Annotated in this window: 17 protein-coding genes; 3 read left to right on the forward strand and 14 right to left on the reverse strand. The window is 39.3% G+C overall.

The window, feature by feature from the left end:
• Positions 1-2: 2 nt before the first annotated feature.
• Positions 3-176: a hypothetical protein gene (locus BUC12_RS19945; protein ID WP_157257457.1), complete on the reverse strand. Its 174-nt coding sequence runs from the start codon at positions 174-176 to the stop codon at positions 3-5.
• Between the two features lie 113 nt (positions 177-289).
• Between BUC12_RS19945 and BUC12_RS00160 the strand changes: the two genes are divergently transcribed.
• Positions 290-787, forward strand: a complete 498-nt coding sequence (locus tag BUC12_RS00160; RefSeq protein ID WP_062175165.1) for a hypothetical protein — start codon at positions 290-292, stop codon at positions 785-787.
• Positions 788-853: 66 nt separating this feature from the next.
• Here the strand turns inward: BUC12_RS00160 and BUC12_RS00165 are convergent, their stop codons facing one another.
• Complete coding sequence (locus tag BUC12_RS00165) at positions 854-1,042, reverse strand: hypothetical protein (protein ID WP_062175166.1); 189 nt, start codon at positions 1,040-1,042, stop codon at positions 854-856.
• 39 nt (positions 1,043-1,081) lie between these two features.
• On the opposite strand from BUC12_RS00165, the gene BUC12_RS19950 reads away from it, so the two are divergent.
• Positions 1,082-1,225, forward strand: a complete 144-nt coding sequence (locus BUC12_RS19950; RefSeq protein ID WP_175552595.1) for a hypothetical protein — start codon at positions 1,082-1,084, stop codon at positions 1,223-1,225.
• On the opposite strand, the gene BUC12_RS00170 is transcribed toward BUC12_RS19950, so the two are convergent.
• Entirely contained in the window at positions 1,206-2,492 is a 1,287-nt protein-coding gene (locus BUC12_RS00170) for a tyrosine-type recombinase/integrase (RefSeq protein ID WP_062175167.1), read from the reverse strand. The two genes, BUC12_RS19950 and BUC12_RS00170, sit on opposite strands and share 20 nt — an antisense overlap.
• 267 nt (positions 2,493-2,759) lie before the next feature.
• On the opposite strand from BUC12_RS00170, the gene BUC12_RS00175 reads away from it, so the two are divergent.
• Positions 2,760-3,074, forward strand: coding sequence for a hypothetical protein (locus BUC12_RS00175; protein WP_062175168.1), 315 nt, complete (start codon positions 2,760-2,762; stop codon positions 3,072-3,074).
• 109 nt (positions 3,075-3,183) lie between these two features.
• Here the strand turns inward: BUC12_RS00175 and BUC12_RS00180 are convergent, their stop codons facing one another.
• From BUC12_RS00180 to BUC12_RS00230, 11 genes are all read right to left on the reverse strand, one after another.
• Positions 3,184-4,176, reverse strand: coding sequence for a carboxylesterase family protein (locus BUC12_RS00180; protein ID WP_062175169.1), 993 nt, complete (start codon positions 4,174-4,176; stop codon positions 3,184-3,186).
• 252 nt (positions 4,177-4,428) lie between these two features.
• Entirely contained in the window at positions 4,429-5,685 is a 1,257-nt protein-coding gene (locus BUC12_RS00185; RefSeq protein ID WP_082141835.1) for a DUF2264 domain-containing protein, read from the reverse strand.
• 4 nt (positions 5,686-5,689) lie between these two features.
• Positions 5,690-6,838: a glycoside hydrolase family 88/105 protein gene (locus tag BUC12_RS00190; protein WP_062175170.1), complete on the reverse strand. Its 1,149-nt coding sequence runs from the start codon at positions 6,836-6,838 to the stop codon at positions 5,690-5,692.
• A 23-nt stretch (positions 6,839-6,861) separates the two neighbouring features.
• The gene (locus tag BUC12_RS00195) at positions 6,862-8,172 is read right to left on the reverse strand and encodes an alpha-l-rhamnosidase (RefSeq protein ID WP_062175171.1); all 1,311 of its coding nucleotides are present in this window, start codon (positions 8,170-8,172) and stop codon (positions 6,862-6,864) included.
• Positions 8,173-8,412: 240 nt separating this feature from the next.
• Positions 8,413-9,603, reverse strand: a complete 1,191-nt coding sequence (locus BUC12_RS00200) for a DUF418 domain-containing protein (protein ID WP_062175172.1) — start codon at positions 9,601-9,603, stop codon at positions 8,413-8,415.
• Positions 9,604-9,862: 259 nt separating this feature from the next.
• Positions 9,863-11,848: a glycoside hydrolase family 97 protein gene (locus BUC12_RS00205; protein ID WP_062175173.1), complete on the reverse strand. Its 1,986-nt coding sequence runs from the start codon at positions 11,846-11,848 to the stop codon at positions 9,863-9,865.
• A 15-nt stretch (positions 11,849-11,863) separates the two neighbouring features.
• Positions 11,864-13,228 (reverse strand): alpha-amylase family glycosyl hydrolase, encoded by a 1,365-nt coding sequence (locus BUC12_RS00210; protein WP_062175174.1) that lies wholly within the window; start codon positions 13,226-13,228, stop codon positions 11,864-11,866.
• A gap of 19 nt (positions 13,229-13,247) precedes the next feature.
• On the reverse strand, positions 13,248-14,348 hold the full coding sequence (locus tag BUC12_RS00215; protein WP_062175175.1) for a SusE domain-containing protein: 1,101 nt from the start codon (positions 14,346-14,348) through the stop codon (positions 13,248-13,250).
• 20 nt (positions 14,349-14,368) lie between these two features.
• Positions 14,369-15,517 (reverse strand): SusE domain-containing protein, encoded by a 1,149-nt coding sequence (locus BUC12_RS00220; RefSeq protein ID WP_062175176.1) that lies wholly within the window; start codon positions 15,515-15,517, stop codon positions 14,369-14,371.
• Positions 15,518-15,530: 13 nt separating this feature from the next.
• Entirely contained in the window at positions 15,531-17,105 is a 1,575-nt protein-coding gene (locus BUC12_RS00225) for a RagB/SusD family nutrient uptake outer membrane protein (RefSeq protein ID WP_062175177.1), read from the reverse strand.
• 12 nt (positions 17,106-17,117) lie between these two features.
• Positions 17,118-20,105 carry a SusC/RagA family TonB-linked outer membrane protein gene (locus BUC12_RS00230; RefSeq protein ID WP_062175178.1) on the reverse strand — a complete coding sequence of 996 codons (2,988 nt, stop codon included), beginning with the start codon at positions 20,103-20,105 and terminating at the stop codon, positions 17,118-17,120.
• Positions 20,106-20,108 lie beyond the last annotated feature (3 nt).

A 20,108-nucleotide genomic window follows, 5' to 3' on the forward strand; every position in this document is an offset into this window, starting at 1 on the left:
GATTATTTTTCGGATTTCACTTCTACACCACCCAGTTGTAGTGCTTTTTCTCTGATTTCCCTTGCCAATTGGGTATCAGTCATGCCGAAAAGTGCAGACTGTACTGTAGGATAGGAAGTATTAAGTTCTTCCTTTATCCTTTTTTTTACACTGTGTTTTACCAAAATCTCGCTCATAGTTTTTATATTAGCATTTATAATTTATTTTAATATTGCAAATATAGTCAAAAGACTATCTATTGTAACCGTATTGACTATAAATTAATATAATTTAACAGTTTATTGACTATATGAATATCAACGAAAGGATACAGTGTATTGTAGATCAGTTTTTTAGCGGAAACAAAGCGGCATTCGCCAAATGTATCAAAGTAAAGCCTACTACTTTATCAAATATCATTGGCCGGGAAAGGGCGTCTAAACCGTCTAGCGAAATATTGGAAAGTATAGCTTATAATATTCCTGAATTAAACCCTGACTGGCTACTAACCGGACAGGGGGATATGTTGCGAATGAAAGAGATAGGGATGTTTATAGATAAGAATAAAGGTGCAATTAATACTGGTACTGTCGGTGGTCATAATGTAAATATAACCGGTTCCGATTATGAAAAAATTATAGATAAAAATCGTATCGAATTGACAAGTAAAGGGGCTGTAAGCGAGGTATACTTACAGAAGATCACCAGCTTAGAATCCGAAATAGCCAAGCTGGAAAGTGTTGTAAAATCTAAAAATGAAGTAATAGAAGCTTTGAAAGATCATATAGCTTCTTTGAAGTCTAAATAATCAAACAATGGGAATTGGAAAAAGTTTTGCTGTTTGTAAATATTTTTTTTTGAAAGGATTGATATGTTAGTCTTTAAGTGATGGAATTGAATTTTCAGAGTCAAGGGTTAAGTCTATCGAAAATTGGATGTGATTTCCTTCTTCATTGTTGAGCTGGAAATGTACAGTTGTTGCAACGCCTGTTGCTTGCCCTGATTCTTTAACCCCTTCTGCTATTTGTTTAAGGGTTCCTTTTACGATTGATTTGATATCCATAACAATAATATTTAATGATTATACTATAAAATATAACCAATGGACGAAAAAGATAAAATAATAGCTTCTCTTCGCAAGCAATTGCAGGAGGCAAATAGTAAAATTTCAGCACTCGAGCAAGAAATAGCACTACTCGAGTACCAGATAGAAGAGAAAAAAGGCATCAGTCCATTGATCTCTTAACAGCTTCTTTTTGCAATTGTTCCGGACGCCTTCTGTATCGATCAAATGCTTTTGAATTTTCCGAATGCCCGGACATCGAAGCTACAACATGAATTGGCTCTCCAGCTTGACAAAGAATATCTACAAATGTACGCCTGGCCAAATGGGAAGATGCTATATCATGAAGTATAAACACTTCTTCTTTTTCAGTGTCTCTGTTAAATTGTATGACTTTACGCTTTAATTCAGCAATTCGAAAAACCAACTTCAATTGTTCATTATAATCATTTGGATGTACAAAGGGCATAATAAGACCATTATCCCCTTTACCTTTATATTTATTCAAAATTTCGTTCGCTCTATTCGAGATTGGAACAACAACTTTATTGACGAAACCTCGTGTTTTAGCCGGAAAATAAACTAAAGTTCCATCTTGAATATTATCATAAGTCAGCCGTACAAAATCCCCTACACGGCAACCAAAAGCAGCCTGTAAACAAAACATATCCCGAACCAGTTCCGATATTGAATCAGGCATCTTCTTATTGTACAACTTACTCAATTCTTCTCTGGTCATACAAACTGGCTCATCATATATTTCGGTGCCGATCTTGGATGCGAAATTAATCCTGTCAAAAGGAGATTCTTTTATTATCGATTCCATCTTGCAATAACTAAAGAAACCTTTCAGCCTCTTCATTATCGTAACAACAGTATTAGAAGCTCTGCCTTTTGATATATATTTATTGTAATCGAGAATATTTAAATTCTCAAAAGTCAATGGATTCTTTTTTGTTTTTCCATATTCCCTCAATCGATTTATATCTGCAGCATAGTGCCGGCGACGCCCGTCTGAGACTTTAGATTCAACTTTATATTTCTCATAAGCATCAAAAAATTGTAATCCTAACATACCGCCGGGCTCCTCTTTTTCATCCAATTCATTCAATTGAATCTGTAGTAATCGTTTAAACTTATCTTTTGAAAATTCAACATCTCGGCCCTTGAAGTTTTGCTCATATACGATCAATGACGCATTTTCCAATTCTCTTATTCGGGCATTTATCGTTGAAGAAGAATCGCCGTCCTTATTGAATGTGTTTTTCTTAATCTGTTCAATATAGTTTTCTTTACTTTTTTTTATAAAGTTTTTTGGAGATACGCGATATCCTGAATAATAGAATACTTCAATACCTTCTATTGTTGCCACTAGGAATACCTGTTTTTCTTCACTATTTTTACCTGAAGAAATTAAGCTAAACCTTGTCTTGTATTTTTTTATTTCCATATTCTAATTTCTAAGTGCTATACAAAATTACTTAGAAATTAATCTATAATCCGTTTTTATTAGAATTAATTAATTTATATCGGTTTTAATTGTATATATATTTGTATATTAATGCTATATGTTATTTCATGATATATCGGTTTGATTTTTAAGCATATACATTATTTCATAATATCATCTCTCCGGGGTCACTTAGAAACAAAAAGGTCATCATTTTGATGACCTTTTTGTTATATTGGGTTCTTAATAATAACAAGAACAAATAAGATGGAAGATTTTGAACTATGGCTTGAGTTTGAAAATGTAGATTATTCAGGTTCAGATGTAGAGAATGAGTTTTGCAATATTCAGGTAGATTTGCCTGATGGAAGACATTATGGAATTAATGTCTGGACATACAAGTTTCTAAATTCAGCTATTCTTCAAGATGAAAAATCAGGAAATAATCTAAATGGGCTCTATCTCCCATCTCCAGACCTCTTTGTTAGAGAATTGACAAGAGATTGTATTGAAAAGGTCATTGCGGATATTTTAAGACATGGGGATATTGAGAATGTACTTAATCCTTCTGTTATATTATAGTATTTTCAACTGATATAACCTGTTCAAATCTTCTATAACTTCGGTTGAGAACAGGTATAAGGAAATATATTATTAAATGACAAGGGGATTGAGCGAATTCTTTTTTGAATTATTTATTCTTGGTTTGCTTAAAAAGCCAATCTCTGACACCCTCCAATTTATAAGCATAATCGAATGAATTCATGTGTTCGTTACCCGAACCGTCTTCAGGTTGTACGCTTCCTAATGTAAATGTTACGAAGTTGATACTATTCCCTTTTGCTAATAGTTCCTGTACCTTACTTTCCTGTTCTTCGCGAGGTAGTTTTGCACTCCATTCTGCGCTACTTATTTTTGCTCCTTTATTTTCTAAAACTGTTTTCAATGCAGCCATACCTTTGGGCGTTTTTTCGTCTCCGGCTGCTACAATATAAAAGAACTTATCTTTGGCAAAACCTGCCATTTTAGAAGTATCCCATTGACAACCTACATAAATAGAAGCAGCGAAAAGACCGGGGTGGGCTATATTGAAATACATAGACATCATACCACCCATCGATTGCCCGGTAGTATAAAGCCTGTTTTTATCGATGGAATATTGACCGGTTACTTGCTCTAATAGGCGAATTGTCATTTCCACCTCATCAGAAGTTTCGAAGTCATCATTAACTGCTTTAACGGTATATTGAGGTACAAGGATAAAACTTGGATGTTTAGCTTGTTCTTTAGCTGTAGCCCATACTCCGGCTCCGTATCCTTGTATCAATGGATATTTTGTGTCTTTTCCTGCTGTACTGGCATCGGCTATAAATAAAACCAATGGGTATTGTTTATTTTTATCATATCCTTCAGGTATAAAGAGATTGTATGACATTGTTTTCCCGGTCTGAGGATCTTTGTATTCCCGCTGGGTAAACTTATCTACTGTTTCGGCTAATAAAGCTTTTAGTTCTGCATCATTGCTTTTGTCCGGAGTAGCCGATCCTCTTTTAGTTTGTGTTGAATCACTTATCTGATTATCATCACTGGGTTTGCCGTTCGAATTATTCTTACATGCAGATAAAAGATTCAATGTCAGCAATACTGCTACTATTACAAATGAGTATCTCCGTTTATTATTCATATCCTTTACTTTTATATTTGTTTATATGTATATGCTTGGACTTCTTTTTTAACAATCGGTTTAATCAGAACCTTATATCCGAATGTTTATAAAATAAATCAACATATTGCAATCCGATTAGTTCATCAGAGTTTAATAGATATTAGATTGGTTCTCTTTTTTATACTAAGGGTTAGATTTCCAGACTATATGGAACAAAACAGCCTCCCTTCTATTTACAAAGGGAGGCTGTTTTTATCGAGATTTTATTTGTCAGTAGCTTATAGAGTGATCTTTTGGAAAGCTTTTTCCTTCCCATGCTTTTTTAGATGTCCAGTCTTCTGCAGGCGATGTCCAGAAAGAGTGATTGGCAGGTAAACCCAAAGGTAGGAAAACTTCGGAAGTAATGTACAGGCTTCCGTTGTTTGTATACCAATCGGCGAGGTCGGGTTGATGTCCTGCGAAACCCAGCTGTAAGAACCCTTTGTCATTAAAATTACCTTCTTGAGAAAACATACGTTTCATGACGCAGGTAAGAGCACTGCGAACCTGTCCTTCGGATAATTCCTCTGGCAGGTTTTCTTTCCACGAAAGCAGAGCGAGAGGTTGAAATACACCCATACGGTAAGTCATAGACCGCCCGAATACAGGAAAAGATCCTTCGGGAGAGACAAAGCGTTCCAATATAATGCCGAAGCGTTGCATACGTTTGGTCGCGGTTTCTAGATGGGCTCTCATCCCGTCTTGATTTTTTCTCCATAGATATATTTTCCTGTCAGCCAGACTTTGTAGCACAAGGATATACATTGGCTGTATTACGTAGCTGTTGTAATAATCAAAAGCGAAATGTTCGCCATCGGAATACCATCCATCACCCACGTACCATTCATCAATCTTGTGAAGTGCCGATGATATGCGGTATGTATCGAACTGAGCATTTACAGACATCAGGAATGTTTCTACAACGGCCGAAAACAGCAGCCAGTTTGTATAAGGCGGTTCTATGCGCCTTAATTGTTGAAACTCTTCTATATATCTTTTCTTAGTCAATTCGTCCAATGGTTCCCATAACTGTTTCGGAGCACGGAGAAAACTACTGGCAATATAAGCAGCGTCGACTAACGGTTGCCCTTCGTTTCGCCATAGCAGATAATCGGGACTATCTGGATCGACGGCATGTACATAGCTTTTCAATGCCCATTCCCTGAGTTGTTTTCTTTGTACACCTTCCGCTGTATTGTCGTCCGGCAGACTGAGCCATGGTGCTAATCCCGACATCAGGCGCCCGAAACATTCCATATACGTGACTCGACTGTCGCGTCCATCCCATGTGGGGCTTACCTCTAATTGCATATTCTTCGCAAGTTCACCTTTGCTCATATTACTGAGTACAGGTTCTGCTATCTTATATAAAGTACTGGTCCAGTAAGTGCGGTCGTCTGTTATGTTATTCTTTGCATTGTTGTCCTGAGCTTTTGCTATCAGGCAAAAAAAGAATGCGGCTGAGAATAAAAGAATCAGTTTTCTCATATGTTTACTCTTTTATATATTTATACATTTCGGAAGTGGCGAGTAGAAACGCACCCACTCCAAAGTCGGCAGTAGTATCCGGTCCTACATTCTTGTGTTGATCGGCTCTTTCACCGATAGGTTGTACATATCCTATTTTTCCGTCCGGTTGGAGAGCCGTTTCGGTCAGATATTTCCATGCTTTATCTACAACTGGTTTATACTGAGAGTTATCCAAATACCCATTGTTGATACCCCATAAGTATCCATAGGTAAAGAAAGCTGTACCACTGGTTTCGTATCCCAGAGCATGTTCCGGATCGAGGATGCTGCGGGTCCAGTAGCCTTCTTCCTGTTGGGATTCGGCTAAGGATTTTGCTATGTCCTGATAGATTTGGATATATTCGGCTCTATGTGGATCATTCTTGGGTAAATCTTTTAATACTTTTGCTAATCCGGCAAATACCCATCCATTGCCTCTTGCCCAGAAGTCCTTCTTACCTGAAGATGTTTTGTGTTTCGGGTAAATATATTTAGCATCACGATAGAATAACTTACTTTCATCATCGTACATCAGGTTCTTGGCATACGAAAAGTATTCATATAGTTTATCGAGATATAATTGGTCTCCGGTTATTTTGTGAAGCTTGGTCATTACAGGCATAACCATGTATAACCCATCGGCCCACCACCAGAAATCGTTATTCGGTAACGATATCTGGTATTCCATTACTTCTTTAGCCCGGGCTATTTTCTGTTCGTCTTTTTCTTTATCCATATTATAAAGGTCCGCATATACCTGAAAACAGATCTGCCAATCGCCAAACAGGACAAAGTCGTCGGACTCTCCGTAAGGAGTATACTTCCATTCGGATTTATTAGTGGATTTAGCACCTTTCCATTCATTGTGTTCAGCCCAAGTCTCTGAGTATGCTCTGTAACTTTCGTTTTTAGTTATTTCATAGGCGGCCATATTACCTGTATGGTAAGCAGCCGGATGCCAGAAAGCATTGGCCGAGTCAGGATTTGCGGATTGCCAATAACCGTTTACTTTTTTTATTAGTTCTATCATATCAGATCGAGTTATATAACAAGGTTTAACTCTTTGTTTGGCTATAATAATACCCGATAAATAAAGGAATGTGAATAGTAATAAAATCTTTTTGCTTTTCATATTGAGGGTAATGGTAAGTACGATTATTTAATGTTGATTTCTACTTCGAGTACCTGAACGGGTTGAGATGTAACATCGGCGGTTTTTTCTCCGTCGATTTGTTCCACTTTTTGCACAAATACGTGTAGTTTTTGCTGTGTCCGCCACAATTCGGTATCATATGATGGCTCCCATGCATTAACCGGAAAATTGGTCAGGTCTTTTATTTCCCATTTCTTATTGTTCAAATCTTTGCAGATGGCTACCGAAGCTTTTTCTCCTCGTTCTTCGTCACGGAACAGAAGATATAAGGAAGTCTTTTCCCTCTCTTGTTTGGCTATAATTTGCGGGCGCGAGATGGGTATCCTTTTGGTTCCGTGTCCTTTCAAAGAAAACGGAGTATTCCTGAAACCTAAATTCAGATCGTGCCACTCCTTTCCATCGTGATATACAACATGGTATTGAGGTACATCCGAATTTTCTGTTCTCCAATACGATGCTATATATGGTTTCCCCTCGTTATCGGTACTCATTGAGGTTTGGTTTATCAGTTCACTGTTTTGTGGAATATGACAAACAATCTCAGCAGTAGTAGCTGTTATGGGCAGCGAGTATTTTTCCGATTTCGAGTTTTCCCATGTTATGCCACCGTCCGACGAACGGGCGTAACACAAGTCATGGTTGGTTGCTACATCGGGAGTCTCGCGCCATACCCATGAGATATGGATAGCTCCCTTGTTGTCGACACAAGCCTGCCAATAAGCATTTCTCTTGTTTTCTCCGTCGATAAGATTATTTTGTATCTGAGACCATATTTTTGATTTACAATCATATTTATTAATCACAAGGTTTCCTTGTCCCGATTGCCCGTCTCTATACATAAATATCAAACTACCGTCGCCCATTTTAAAGAACTCTGGGTATGTGACATTATTCTCGGATATTCCGGTCATGGGAAGTTTTTTGGTTAATTCAAGACCATAAGGCATAGTTCCTTTAGCGTAGCTCAGAGGGTCTCCGTGATGATTCCACGATACATGTAGATAGCCGTCTCCATCGACCATAATACTGATAGAATTGTGTGCATCGGTTACTTTTCCTTTGTATTGGGATTTGTGCAGGCTCCATTCTGTGGAAGTGATATCCCGTTTTCCCAATACCATGTATCCATCCGGATCATAATAGGCAATAAATTGGGTATTATTATGAGTAACCAGAGAGTTTTTCCGGAAAACAGTTGTATTGATTGAATTATTAGCCCAACCTTCGCCTACAGGAATCAATTGCTGACCGTGTATTATGGACGGAATGATTAAGGTAAATATGAATAATAGGTATGCTTTGGCTTTTGTCATAGTTTTATTTAGGTTGAATTTCCTTCAGATATAAAATTAAGAGTTTCTGTAAATAAAGCCAAATGAAGATTAGATATTTAGGCAGATTCTTATTTTAAAATTAATGATTATGTCTCTTTCATTAAATGAAAGAAACATATTGATGCGCCGATTCCGAAAGAAGAATTTTACGAGATATATCAAAACAGGTATGTAAAAGAATGATTAAGGAGTATAAAGATCAGAAATAATGAATATATACTATTTCTTACCTCCCAGCCATGTCAATTTATGCCACAAACTTTCGAATATACCTTGTTTATGCGTTTTAAGCCACCATTTGGAAAACCGGACCTGAACAATTATAATTACTATACCGACAATTAGGCTTAATGTATATCCGCAATATGGAGCGAGATACAGACCTATCGGGAAATAAATGAAAGCGCCTATAATAGATTGGGTAATATAATTAGTCATACTCATTTTACCGTAATAACGCAGATTCGAAGTAATTTTCTTAAACTTATCTGTTTGATACAGTAATACGAAAGAAGAAATCAGTACAAATGTAAATGCAAATTTCTGCCACATATCAAATACCACTCCTACTGTTTGTTTGATCATTTCGGAACTGCCATTTTCATGAACTTGCACTTTCAGAACATATAAAGGGCTGAATAAAACAGAAGCAATAATCAAAGTTTTAATCCAGAAACGTATATTTTCTTCGGAACTGACAAAAAACTGTTTTCGGCCAATCAACAAGCCAATCATAAACAGTCCTGCCGTTTGCAGAAAACGACCCGCACCGATAGCCCAAAAGAGACTCGCTTTTTGTCCTAATGTAATATTTCCGAGAAAGAACTTACCATAATTACCTTCCTTTGTATATTCGGCAACTTCATTATACATTGCTCCGACACCTAAATCGGGTAAAGTATATGAAGTGTTGATTAGGCTGGCAACATAATGAAACCATTCCACAGGCTGTATCAGTAGTATTACGGCAAAGATAAGGATGGCTTTATTACTCCATTTTCTTACAATAAAAAGGAAAACACCTACAATAGCAAACAGTAGCAATACATCACCCGCAGGAAAAAAAGCAGCATTGATAGTCGCAAAACCGACTAATAACAGTAGACGCCACAAAAAACGGTAACCGAAATCATTTCCTTTCAGCCGTTGGTTGGTATATTGTATATAGAAAGTAAACCCAAAGAGCAGAGCGAAGATAGCATATGATTTACCCGCAAAGAGTGCAAATACAACATCCATCACACCCTGGTCTAATATGTTCAGCCAATGAGGCATATTCGCAGGATCGGGGTAAACCGGAAAAATGAAATGTTCGATACTATGAACTAGTAGGATAGCCATAACGGCAAATCCTCTTAAAGCATCAACGACCTCAATACGGGGCATTTTGTTAAAAGTTGGTTGCAACATAGTTATAAAATTGTATCCTTATAAATTAGTATTTAAGGTATATCTTTTTCAACAAGGTTATTAGTTAATAAACTTATATTAATTTTCTCTGATACCGATGTTCAATCGATATTATTAATATTTATTAATGAATAGATGCTGCAAATCCAGAGTAATAAACATAGACTGCTTTTTCTTTATGCATAATTACATATAAAAAGAGAGCATCTCATTTAAGACACTCTCTTGATAATTGTTTCGAAATAGAGACTTTTCTAAATTACAGCTTTTGGATGATAATAGCAGAACCTCCGCTTCTGGCTAAATTCAAATCTATTTTCGAATCTGAAGTAACTTCGATTTCTTCGATATCCACAGGATATGGATTGCTTTCATAATCGGCATTAGCTCCATCTTTGAAAATCTTAGCCTTGTATTTTGCTCCTTTTTCTAAAAAGTCCAGATTCAGTGTCAATTGTCGTTTATCGGCGTTAGTTATGCTTCCTACATACCAGTTTTCACTGTTACGGTCTTTTCGGGCAATAGTTATATATTCACCTATTTTGGCATGTGGTATTATTGTTTTAGACCAGTTAACAGGGCAACTGGTAATAAATTCGAATGGTGCCGGATTATTCTCGTAATTCTCGATCATATCAGCAGCCATTTGCAATGGGCTGTATAATACGACGAACAAAGCGAGCTGTTTAGCCAATGTTGTACGTACCCTCGTTTGTGGTAATACCGGATTGTCGAAATTGAATATCACAGGTGTAAAATCGGTTGGCGCTGCCAGTCCTCTGGTAAAAGGAATAATAGTCGTATGTTCAGGAGGGTTTCCTCCGTCTTTAGACCATGCATTCCATTCCTGTCCCCGTACACCTTCCTGAGTCATCAGGTTAGGGTAGGTACGTTGCAGCCCTGTAGGCATCACCGGTTCGTGATTATCTATCATGATATGGTGCTGAGCAGCAGTTTCTATAACCTTACGGTAATGGCGAACGCCATATTGACTGCTATGCATTTCTTTTCCATCGAGTTTACCTCCTACATATCCTGTCTTCACAGCATTTACTCCATATTTTTCATAATATGCGAAAGCAGAATCCATTTGCTTTTCGTAGTTCAGGGTACTCCCTCCGGTTTCGTGGTGTCCTATCAGTTTCACATTTTTAGCAGCAGCATAATCTGTTATTTTGGCAATATCGAAATCGGAATATGGGGTTGTAAATTCGAAAGATTTCCAGTCTTCCCAGCCTTTGTTCCAACCTTCGACTAACACTCCCTGAAAATTATGTTTTGCTGCAAAATCTATATAACGGATTGTATTTTCGGTAGTTGCCCCATGTTTAGGTCCTTCTTCCCAAGTGTATTTCTTCATATGCATTCCCCACCAGATACCAATATATCGTCCTGGTTGAATCCATGATGTATCTTCTATTTTCGAAGGCTCATTCAGATTTAACATTAATCTTGACAGTAATAAATCGCCAGCACTATCGACTATTATCATTGTACGCCAAGGTGTTGTATGAGGGGCTTTCATGAATACCTTTTCCCCTGTAGACCACGGCGTAAGATAGGTACGCAATACAGTAGATTTATTCTCGGGAAATAAATTCATGGCAGCATAATCGGTTAGATTAGCTTCATGGATTGCCAGAAACTGTCCATCGGCTGTCTCCATCGTTAACGGACCACAAACAGTATCCAGTTGGCTTACGGGAGACGGCGTATATAAGCCTTCATAGAATTCGGTATCATAGGGTATCGACCAGGCTTTATGATCTCCGGCTAAAGAAAACTCTGTCAATTCATCCATGATGATAAAATCTTTCAGATTTTCCTGTTCCGGAAATTCATACCGGAAACCGAATCCATCGTTGAAAATACGGAATACGACAGAAAATTGCCTTTTCAATCCGTCTTTTTCTTCAATATTGATTTTTAACTGGTTGTATGTATTATTAACAGTAATTTCTTCACCCCATGGCTGATCCCATTTTTCACTGAACGAGCTTTGCTCTGTACTGACAATATGAAAATTATTCTTCAGAGAACTGTCTTTCAATTCAAACCCCAGATAGGATTTATTTAACACAGGTTTATCTTTTTTATTCAGGGTATAGTACAATCGTCCTTCGTCTATTCCCACATTTAAGACAATACTGCCATCAGGAGATTGTGCTTCTGTTGTTTTCTGAGACGAACATGCCGACAGAAATACCAGAAACGAAAAGAGTGATACAATAATTTTAAATTTCATCTATTCTGATCTTTATTATTTTACAAAAATTGCATAACCATTCTCCAGTAAGGTAATCCCTTCTTCTGCCGAGAATTCCTTATAGGTATTATTCAGATAGTCTTTGAATTTTCCGGAAGGGATACCTTCTGTGAACTTAAATCTTACAGCCACCCTGCCCAGATTGAGTACTACCAAGACTTCGCTGTTATCCTTTATACGGGAGTATACGAATACTTTCTCGTTGTTTGTAGGATATATTTTCAGGTCACCTCTGTTAGCACCGTCTTCGAGTGCGGGTTGAGTGCGTTTAAGTTGAGTCAGCTTTTTAAATAGGTTTACATATATCCTGTTAGCCGGATCCCATTCAACAGGAGAAGGTTCGAAGAGGCTCATCGCTTTATTCATACCTATCTCCTGACCGTTGTAGATCAAAGGCATATCATAGATAGTGAATGATAATACGGTGAGGGGTAAAACACTACTGCCGTAACGGGTAAATTCTGTTCCGTCATGAGCATTGAGGTCATGGTTTGTTACATAAACCATACGTCCTTTATCTTTATAAGCGGAGTTATTGAATAGCAGCTGACAATCGGCTACAAGCTGTGTAACGTCATTGCTGCTTCCGAAATTATTCATTGCGGTGTTGAATCCCCATGCATAGTCGTAATCGAACACTTCCATATAACTGGCATTATCACCTTCGCAAAGCCAAGTGATCTTTTTAACGGCGTCTACCTGTTGACGGGCTTCTTTCCAGAAAGAAAGAGGAACGAAAGTTGCCGCATCACATCTGTAACCATCAATGTCGAATTCGGATACCCAATATTTCATCGCGTCTATCATCGCAGCACGCATATTGGCATTGTTATAATCAAGTTGAACAACATCGTACCAGTTTTCGGGAGAGTAGGGGCGTTGTCCATCTTTTTCGGCATAATAATCCAGATGTTCAGTAACCCAACTGTGATCCCATGCTGTATGGTTGGCAACCCAGTCTATCCAGATTTCCATATCGGCAGCATGTGCGGCACTGATGAGGGATTTGAAATCAGTAGTGGTACCATAATCCGGATTGATCGCTTTATAGTCTTTTACAGAATATGGGCTGCCTAAAGAACCTTCACGGTTTTCGACACCTATCGGATGTATAGGCATAAGCCAAAGGATGTCTACTCCTAGCTCTTTAAGGCGTGGCAGGTCTTTTTGCAGGCCTGCGAAGTTTCCTTCCGCCGAATAGTTACGTACATTTACTTCATATATAACTTTATTGTGGGCAGTTACCGGTTTTACTTCGGTATTAGGTATGTCCACCCATCTGTCTTCATTTTCATCGCTGCAACTGTTAAGTGAGAAAAACGGGAGCAGAGCAAGTAAAAATATTTTTATGGTATTCATATGTCAATATTTTAGGGTGTTATTCAGCTTGTTTTTTGATTGTATAATGACCGGTCAGATCATTGAAATATATGCGGTATGTTCCGGCAGGAACTGCTGCTCCGGGTCCATCAAATATCCCGTGACCGTAAGGTATATCAGACGGTTGTGCTCCCCAGTTGTTAGCCCAATCCCTATCACCTCTGAATTTGACGGTTGTAGAGTTTTCGAATGTGAATGTTCCGTTCCATTGATGTCCGTCGTATTCCGATTTGTCCATCAAAGGTTCATTGTTCCAGTCACAGAAATCACCGATAGGCCCCATCATTGAGTATGTTTTTGCTTCGGAAGCATCATAAGGGTCGATTTTCCATGTCATGTTTACTATATCGATAGTCACTGTTGCATATCCTTCGATAAAGAATGCTCCGGCGTCACCAAAATCAAGAACACCACCTTCTCCTGCACAATACATTTTGTCATAACCTCCCAAATACTCTTCTGCACAGAATTTGAGCCAGCAACCTTCTCCGAAGTTTCCGGTATATGTATATACTCCGTTGTTGACATCATTATCGTTACGGAACAAGATGAAACTAGTATTACTAGGATCCCATCCGTTCATGTCTCCTATAATGAATACATACGGAGGTTCTTTTATCGCAACAAAAGGTGTGATTACCAATAAAACCGGTTCGGAATAAACAGCAGTATTGTTTCCCGATGCTTTTACCCTGATACTAATGGTTTGTGCTTCTTCATTGTCTGCTCCTGCCAGATCATTGAAAAGGGTACGCAAGGTTTCGGTATATATATCAGTGTAAAGCTCTCCGGTTGATACTATCACCTTAGGGTCGGCAAAATTATTGTCAGTCAGGTCTGCTTCTATATCATATGTTATATTCTCTACGAAAAGTGGGTTTCCCGATTCTGAAAAGAATTTAGTCTTTGTCCAGTTCAGTCTGAATAAATAAGGATTCTCGCCTTCTTTAAATTCGGGCAGCGAAAAGTCTGTTGTTTCCAGATTACTGATTACGGATACAGTTGGAGTCGAATCCCCCGTATTGTAATCGTCGTCGCTGCATGCCGGCAAAAAAGCCAGCACACAGAGAAGAGAAAGTATATATTGTATTTTTTTCATGTTCGTTTAAGATTTAACATTTATTTCTTTGTGATTACATAATGTCCTGTCAGGTCGTTAAATACGACACTATAGTCGCCCGGTTCGGCTAATGATATGTTGTTATCATGTCCGGCAGGGTTAAACTCGGTGATACCATAAGGAACAGCATCCGGATTCGGTGGACACCAGCGATTGTCCCAACTGTGATTTGCACGGAACTTCACGCCATATTCTACAGTAGACAGGTTCAAGGATATTTTCCAGATATGAGGATCGTATGTTGTAGGAGTCATAGCCGGATCAGTATTTCCGTCTCCCCAGTTACAGAATGCTCCTACGAAGTTGATCATTGTCCATTGGGTAGCCTCTGACATATCGTAGTCTTCGATAGTATAAGTCATATCGGAAAGGTTTATGGTGATTGTCTTATATCCTTCGGTTTCGTTATAAAACGCGCCGCCGTCACTTTCTATATATTCCAATGTAGTATCGTCTTTACGGGTATAGGCTTTGTATGATCCCAAAGACTCTTCAGGTATAAATTTGAAATAGCATCCTGCTTGAATACGTCCGGTATAGGTATAAATCCTGTTTTTAGGATCACTGTCATTACGGAACATAATGAAATCGGTATTCCTGTTATCCCATCCGTTCATGTCCCCGATCAGGTAGACAGGTTTTAAGTCTCCTGTAGGAGCATATGGAGTAATGGCTAGCGGTATAGTGTTTGCGGAGATTGATTCACCTGCCAGATTTTGCCCATAGTTCGCTATAAGCCTTAACTCTACATCCGAAGAAACATTCGGGGTCAAGCCGAGTCCATCTATTAACAGGCTGTTCAGGTCTGCTACATAAATATTCGTAGATAACGAAGATGTTGCACTCAATACCTGAGGTGATGCAAAATTATTGCCTGCTTTGTCTATCTGCAATGTATAACTGACGGGAGCAGCAGGTACCGGATTAGCACTTCCATCCAGATGAAACATGGTTTCTGTCCATGTCACCGTAAAGATGACCGGATTTCCTGTTTCGGGTTCGCTTAGTATATATTCGCCGGCCGGAAAATTATCTATAGTACTGGGTATAATCTTGGTTAGCGCAGGCGATGTATCATTGTCGTCACTACATGCGATAAAGCCTAGTAGCGACAGAATAGCAATAATATATATTTTAGATGTTTTCATATGGTTTTAGTTTTTAATAACCGGGATTTTGTTTTAGGCTAAGATTCGCGCTCAACTCGGTGGATGGAATCGGATAGATTTTGTATTTATCATCTATATTGGCAACACCGTTGTATATACCGTTCTTCCAAGGCCAGTTGTAATTCTTTGTGAATTTATTGAAACGTATAAGGTCTGTACGTCTGTGACCTTCCCAGTAAAGCTCTCTGGAACGTTCGTCCAAAATAAAATCCAATGTTAATTCTGAATTGCTGATAGTCGGAATTCCGGCTCTGTCACGAAGTTCTTTGATCAGTTCGAGGGCTTTTTCTTTCGTTCCGCCTTGTCCTCCGCGAAGAACAGCCTCTGCATACATCAGGTAAGCATCGGCAAGCCGGTATACCGGAAAATCGGTATCGGCAAACAGAGAGTTGGAGCCTGCTGTGCCATCGCTATTCATATTGGTATATTTGATTACAGACCAGCCATAAGAAAAATCATACCATTGGGTAGTTTCTTGTGTACGTCCTTCTTTCCAGAATAAAGCACGCTTATCATCGCCACTGAATAATGAAGAGAAAGATTCTTTAGCCCTGATACCTGACCACGATTGTGTAAACCCGAAATTGATTCCCGGATTCATGTCCGATTTATAAGAAGCTGCCAAAAGGAATGTTGTACCTCCATAGGTTGTTGCCCTATTGCCATCGTAAACTAAAGAGAAGATAATCTCCGGGGATTTTTCATTGTCCGCCCCGAACATATTCTTGTAGGTAGGGTCTAGAGTAAAACCGGCATTCAATATCTTGTTCAGGTAGGTCAGGCACTCATCGTACTTTTGTTCTCCGATATAAACCTCGGCATTCAGGTATATTTTAGCTAAGATCATCCAGGCAGTAGGATCATTCACCATTCCGTAGTGGGCTTTATCTGCCGCAGGAAGTTTACCTTCAATATCCTTAAGTTCTGATTCAATCCATGTGAAGAAAAACTTACGGTCTTTCTGTTCAACATTACCATTGGCTCCTACAGCAAAATCTTCGTCAATGAACGGAATGTTTGCATACAAGTCCATCAGGAAGTAATAGTTCATAGCACGTAAAGCTCTGGCTTCGGCTCTGAATCCTGCGATCTTTGTTTTCAGGTCACTGCTGACATTGCGGCTGTTAAGCTTTTCGTCCGTTGTCTCACGCAGATATTCGTTTGCGTATGCAATGTTCAGATAAATACGTGTATAATTCAGTGCAATAAAGTTATTGCTCGAAGTCCATTGGCAGAACTGTAATCCGCGTAAGGTCTCATTGTCCCATGCTCCGATAACTTCGTCGGTTCCGAGTTGCTGGAGGTTCCAGTACGATCTGAGGAAGGTAGCTTCACCCTGATCGTCGGCATTCATATCAGGAAGACCCGAAGGCCCTTCATTTCCCGAAAGCGTAAGCCCTGCATATATTTTGGCAAGAAACTGTTCGTAAGAGTCGGGATCTTCCCAAGCCTTTTCGGGAGTCAGTGTACTATCAGTAAGAGGTTCGGTATCCAGATCATTGATACAGGAAGAGAATCCTACCGATATACAAGCAAATATTAATAAGTAACTATATATCTTTTTCATGATTTTGCAGGTTTAAAAGTTAAGGTTTACACCAAACAGTATTGTTAAAGGACGTGGATAGACATTTCCGTCATATCCTCCGAAAACTTCGGGATCGAGTCCGTCGTATTTAGTGAAAACAAAGGGGTTCTGTACCGTTCCGTATATACGGCCGCTAAGAGGGAATAGTTTCGATTGCTTGAAAGACCATCCCAGTACAATATTATCGATACGGAAGAATGAAGCATCCTGTACATAATAGTCTGAAAGTGATTGGCCTGTCTGGAAATTACTATCGAAAGCACTTCTTACGCGGTTCGAAAGGAATTCGTTAGCATAAATAGATGTTCCGCTCAATCCCGCATTGTTTGCAGCAATAGCATTGTAGTTGTAATTACCGAGGCTACCATGTCCGGCAATAGACAGATCCCATGCTTTCCAGATAACTTTGGTATTGAATCCAATTGTCCAGTCCGGCGATGGGTTTTTATACGGACGCAAGTCTTGTTCATTTATAAGTCCGTCATTATTCAGGTCTTTGTAGAAGCCTTCGATAGGCTTGCCCTGCTCATCGTATATTTGCTCGTATACATAATACATATTGGCTGCCTGCCCAACCATATGGATATTCATTCCTACACGGCGTATAGCATCAGCTTCGTTTCCGGCACTAAGCTTGGTGATTTTGTTTTTGTTGTAAGCAAAGTTGGTGCCGATTTCCCATGTAAGGTCTTTTGTTACAATAGGGCGTCCGTTGATAGCAAATTCGAATCCTGTATTTTCAAGATTACCTATATTAGAGGCTACATACTCCTTGAAGTTTGTTCCGGCAGTAGTTTTAGTCTCGGCATTGATAAGGTCTTTTGTTTTACGGTGATATATATCGATTGACCCATCGATCCGGTTATTCAGGAATCCATAATCGATACCGGCATTGTATGTTGTGGTTGTTTCCCATTTCAAATCGGGATTAAAGGCTTCGGGACGAAGCAACGATACCCACACCGGAGTTCCATTGTTGTAACCTCGCATATAACTAGCCTGATCACCTACACCATGCATATATGTAGGCATGTAAGGGTAATCTCCGAGATTGATATCCTGTTGTCCTGTCATACCCCAGCCTAAACGAAGTTTCAGGTTGCTGATAGCATCTACTTCTTTGAGGAAGCTTTCTTCAGTCATTCGCCATGCTAAAGCTACAGATGGGAACAGTGACCAGCGATTGTCTTTGTGGAAACGCGACGATCCGTCATTACGTAAGGTCAGAGTCAACAGGTAACGGTCTTTGATACTATAATTTAAACGTCCGAAGAACGAAACAATATAATGTTCGGTTTCGTAATTGCTTTGGCTGTCCAGTTTTGGGTTACCATATTCATCGTAACGAGTGATGCGGTATCCGATATTGCTGCCCGAACGCCAGTAGTGTTGCCATGAGTATCCGCCCATGACGTCGAAGCGGCTGTCAAGGAAATCGAACTCTTTAGCATATTGTGCATATAAATCGATGGTAGAGTTCCGTCTCTTCTGGTCCCAGCTTGAATCATATCCGCCATATGCATAGTCGGAAGGAGAAAACTCGGAGATCCATTTGGTTCCGTCACTTTTAGAGTAATCCATTCCTAAGTTCATATTCAGGCGAAGGTCGGGTAAAAAGTGTAATTTGTAATCAAACTGGGCATTTCCGATGAAATTGTATACATCCGATTTGTCCTTGGTCATTTCGAGCATCGAAACAGGGTTTTTGGTCGCAACCTGAATAATGTTGTTGTCGTTTCCTGTCCATGTGAAGAATCCTCCGTACGGACTGTTTTCGTCATACACACTTTGTGAAGGATCCATAACTAAAGCAGCTCCAAGGGAATTCTGGTCAGCAAAGCGGTTGTTGACATACATTCCACGTCCGTTAACACTGATCTTCAGATGGTCGTCCAATAGAGTAGGGGTTAGAGAAAAGCTGGCGGTATATCTTTCCATTTTTGAGGTCTTGAGTATACCGTTCAGATTTGTATAACCGAACGAAACCCTGTATGGCAGAACTTTGTTTGCTGTGCCGTATACGCTCAGGTTATGTTCGGTATTGAATGTTGTACGCAGGATCTCATCCTGCCAGTTGGTATTGGCCGTTCCCAGCTTACCCAACATCTCATCGTAGTTGGATAAGCCTGAAAACGACTCCTTAATAAATGCACGGAAGTCATCACCACTTAATACATCGATTTTCTTTTTGGGAGTACTAACGGAAACATTACCATCGTATGTGATACGCATTTTTCCATCGGTTCCCCTTTTCGTTGTAATAAGAATTACCCCGTTCGAAGCACGGGATCCATAAATAGCCGTAGCTGATGCATCTTTCAATACAGTGAAAGATTCGATATCAGTCGGGTTGATTGTACTTAGTATATTGCCTACACCGCCTAATCCCTGATTGTCGATAAATACACCATCGACAACGATCAGCGGGTCATTACTGGCCGAAAGGGATGATCCTCCACGGATACGTATAGATGCTCCTCCACTGGGAGACCCTCCTTCGCTGGTAATTGCTACCCCGGCGACTTTTCCGGTAAGCATATCCTGAGCGTTAGGAGCAAAACCTCTCGATGCTGCATCAGCCTTGATGTTTGTCAAGGCACCTGTAGCATCTCCTTTACGAACCTGCCCGTAACCGATAACAACTACTTCGTCCAGCTTTTTACTGTCTTCGATCAGAGTTACTATAAGTTGAGGTTGTCCCTGATAGGTTATTTCCTGAGTGAGATAGGTAATATAAGAAAAAACGATCGTAGCATTAGGGTTTACCTTCTGTAGGGTAAAGTTTCCATCTACGTCGGTTATTACACCATTGGTAGTACCTTTGACTGTAACGCTTACTCCAATAATAGGTTCTCCTGTTTCGTCCTTAACAATCCCTTTTACTGTATGCTGTTGGGCGAATACACTAAATGACAATAGGGAGAAAAGAATGGACAAAAAAAGATGTGTTTTTTTGTTACTTTTTAAATTCTTCTTCATGTG

It is taken from the genome of Indolivaga macrotermitis (assembly GCF_900128985.1).
Taxonomy (GTDB): domain Bacteria; phylum Bacteroidota; class Bacteroidia; order Bacteroidales; family Dysgonomonadaceae; genus Dysgonomonas_A; species Dysgonomonas_A macrotermitis.

What these genes read in the sequence shown, in the direction of transcription:
- BUC12_RS00195 (WP_062175171.1), bottom strand. Translation starts at nt 8,172, where the DNA reads ATGACAAAAGCCAAAGCATACCTATTATTCATATTTACCTTAATCATT.
- BUC12_RS00205 (WP_062175173.1), bottom strand. Translation starts at nt 11,848, where the DNA reads ATGAAATTTAAAATTATTGTATCACTCTTTTCGTTTCTGGTATTTCTG.
- BUC12_RS00200 (WP_062175172.1), bottom strand. Translation starts at nt 9,603, where the DNA reads ATGTTGCAACCAACTTTTAACAAAATGCCCCGTATTGAGGTCGTTGAT.
- BUC12_RS00170 (WP_062175167.1), bottom strand. Translation starts at nt 2,492, where the DNA reads ATGGAAATAAAAAAATACAAGACAAGGTTTAGCTTAATTTCTTCAGGT.
- BUC12_RS00175 (WP_062175168.1), top strand. Translation starts at nt 2,760, where the DNA reads ATGGAAGATTTTGAACTATGGCTTGAGTTTGAAAATGTAGATTATTCA.
- BUC12_RS00190 (WP_062175170.1), bottom strand. Translation starts at nt 6,838, where the DNA reads ATGAAAAGCAAAAAGATTTTATTACTATTCACATTCCTTTATTTATCG.
- BUC12_RS00165 (WP_062175166.1), bottom strand. Translation starts at nt 1,042, where the DNA reads ATGGATATCAAATCAATCGTAAAAGGAACCCTTAAACAAATAGCAGAA.
- BUC12_RS00185 (WP_082141835.1), bottom strand. Translation starts at nt 5,685, where the DNA reads ATGAGAAAACTGATTCTTTTATTCTCAGCCGCATTCTTTTTTTGCCTG.
- BUC12_RS00225 (WP_062175177.1), bottom strand. Translation starts at nt 17,105, where the DNA reads ATGAAAAAGATATATAGTTACTTATTAATATTTGCTTGTATATCGGTA.
- BUC12_RS00220 (WP_062175176.1), bottom strand. Translation starts at nt 15,517, where the DNA reads ATGAAAACATCTAAAATATATATTATTGCTATTCTGTCGCTACTAGGC.
- BUC12_RS00210 (WP_062175174.1), bottom strand. Translation starts at nt 13,228, where the DNA reads ATGAATACCATAAAAATATTTTTACTTGCTCTGCTCCCGTTTTTCTCA.
- BUC12_RS19950 (WP_175552595.1), top strand. Translation starts at nt 1,082, where the DNA reads ATGGACGAAAAAGATAAAATAATAGCTTCTCTTCGCAAGCAATTGCAG.
- BUC12_RS00160 (WP_062175165.1), top strand. Translation starts at nt 290, where the DNA reads ATGAATATCAACGAAAGGATACAGTGTATTGTAGATCAGTTTTTTAGC.
- BUC12_RS00215 (WP_062175175.1), bottom strand. Translation starts at nt 14,348, where the DNA reads ATGAAAAAAATACAATATATACTTTCTCTTCTCTGTGTGCTGGCTTTT.
- BUC12_RS00230 (WP_062175178.1), bottom strand. Translation starts at nt 20,105, where the DNA reads ATGAAGAAGAATTTAAAAAGTAACAAAAAAACACATCTTTTTTTGTCC.
- BUC12_RS00180 (WP_062175169.1), bottom strand. Translation starts at nt 4,176, where the DNA reads ATGAATAATAAACGGAGATACTCATTTGTAATAGTAGCAGTATTGCTG.
- BUC12_RS19945 (WP_157257457.1), bottom strand. Translation starts at nt 176, where the DNA reads ATGAGCGAGATTTTGGTAAAACACAGTGTAAAAAAAAGGATAAAGGAA.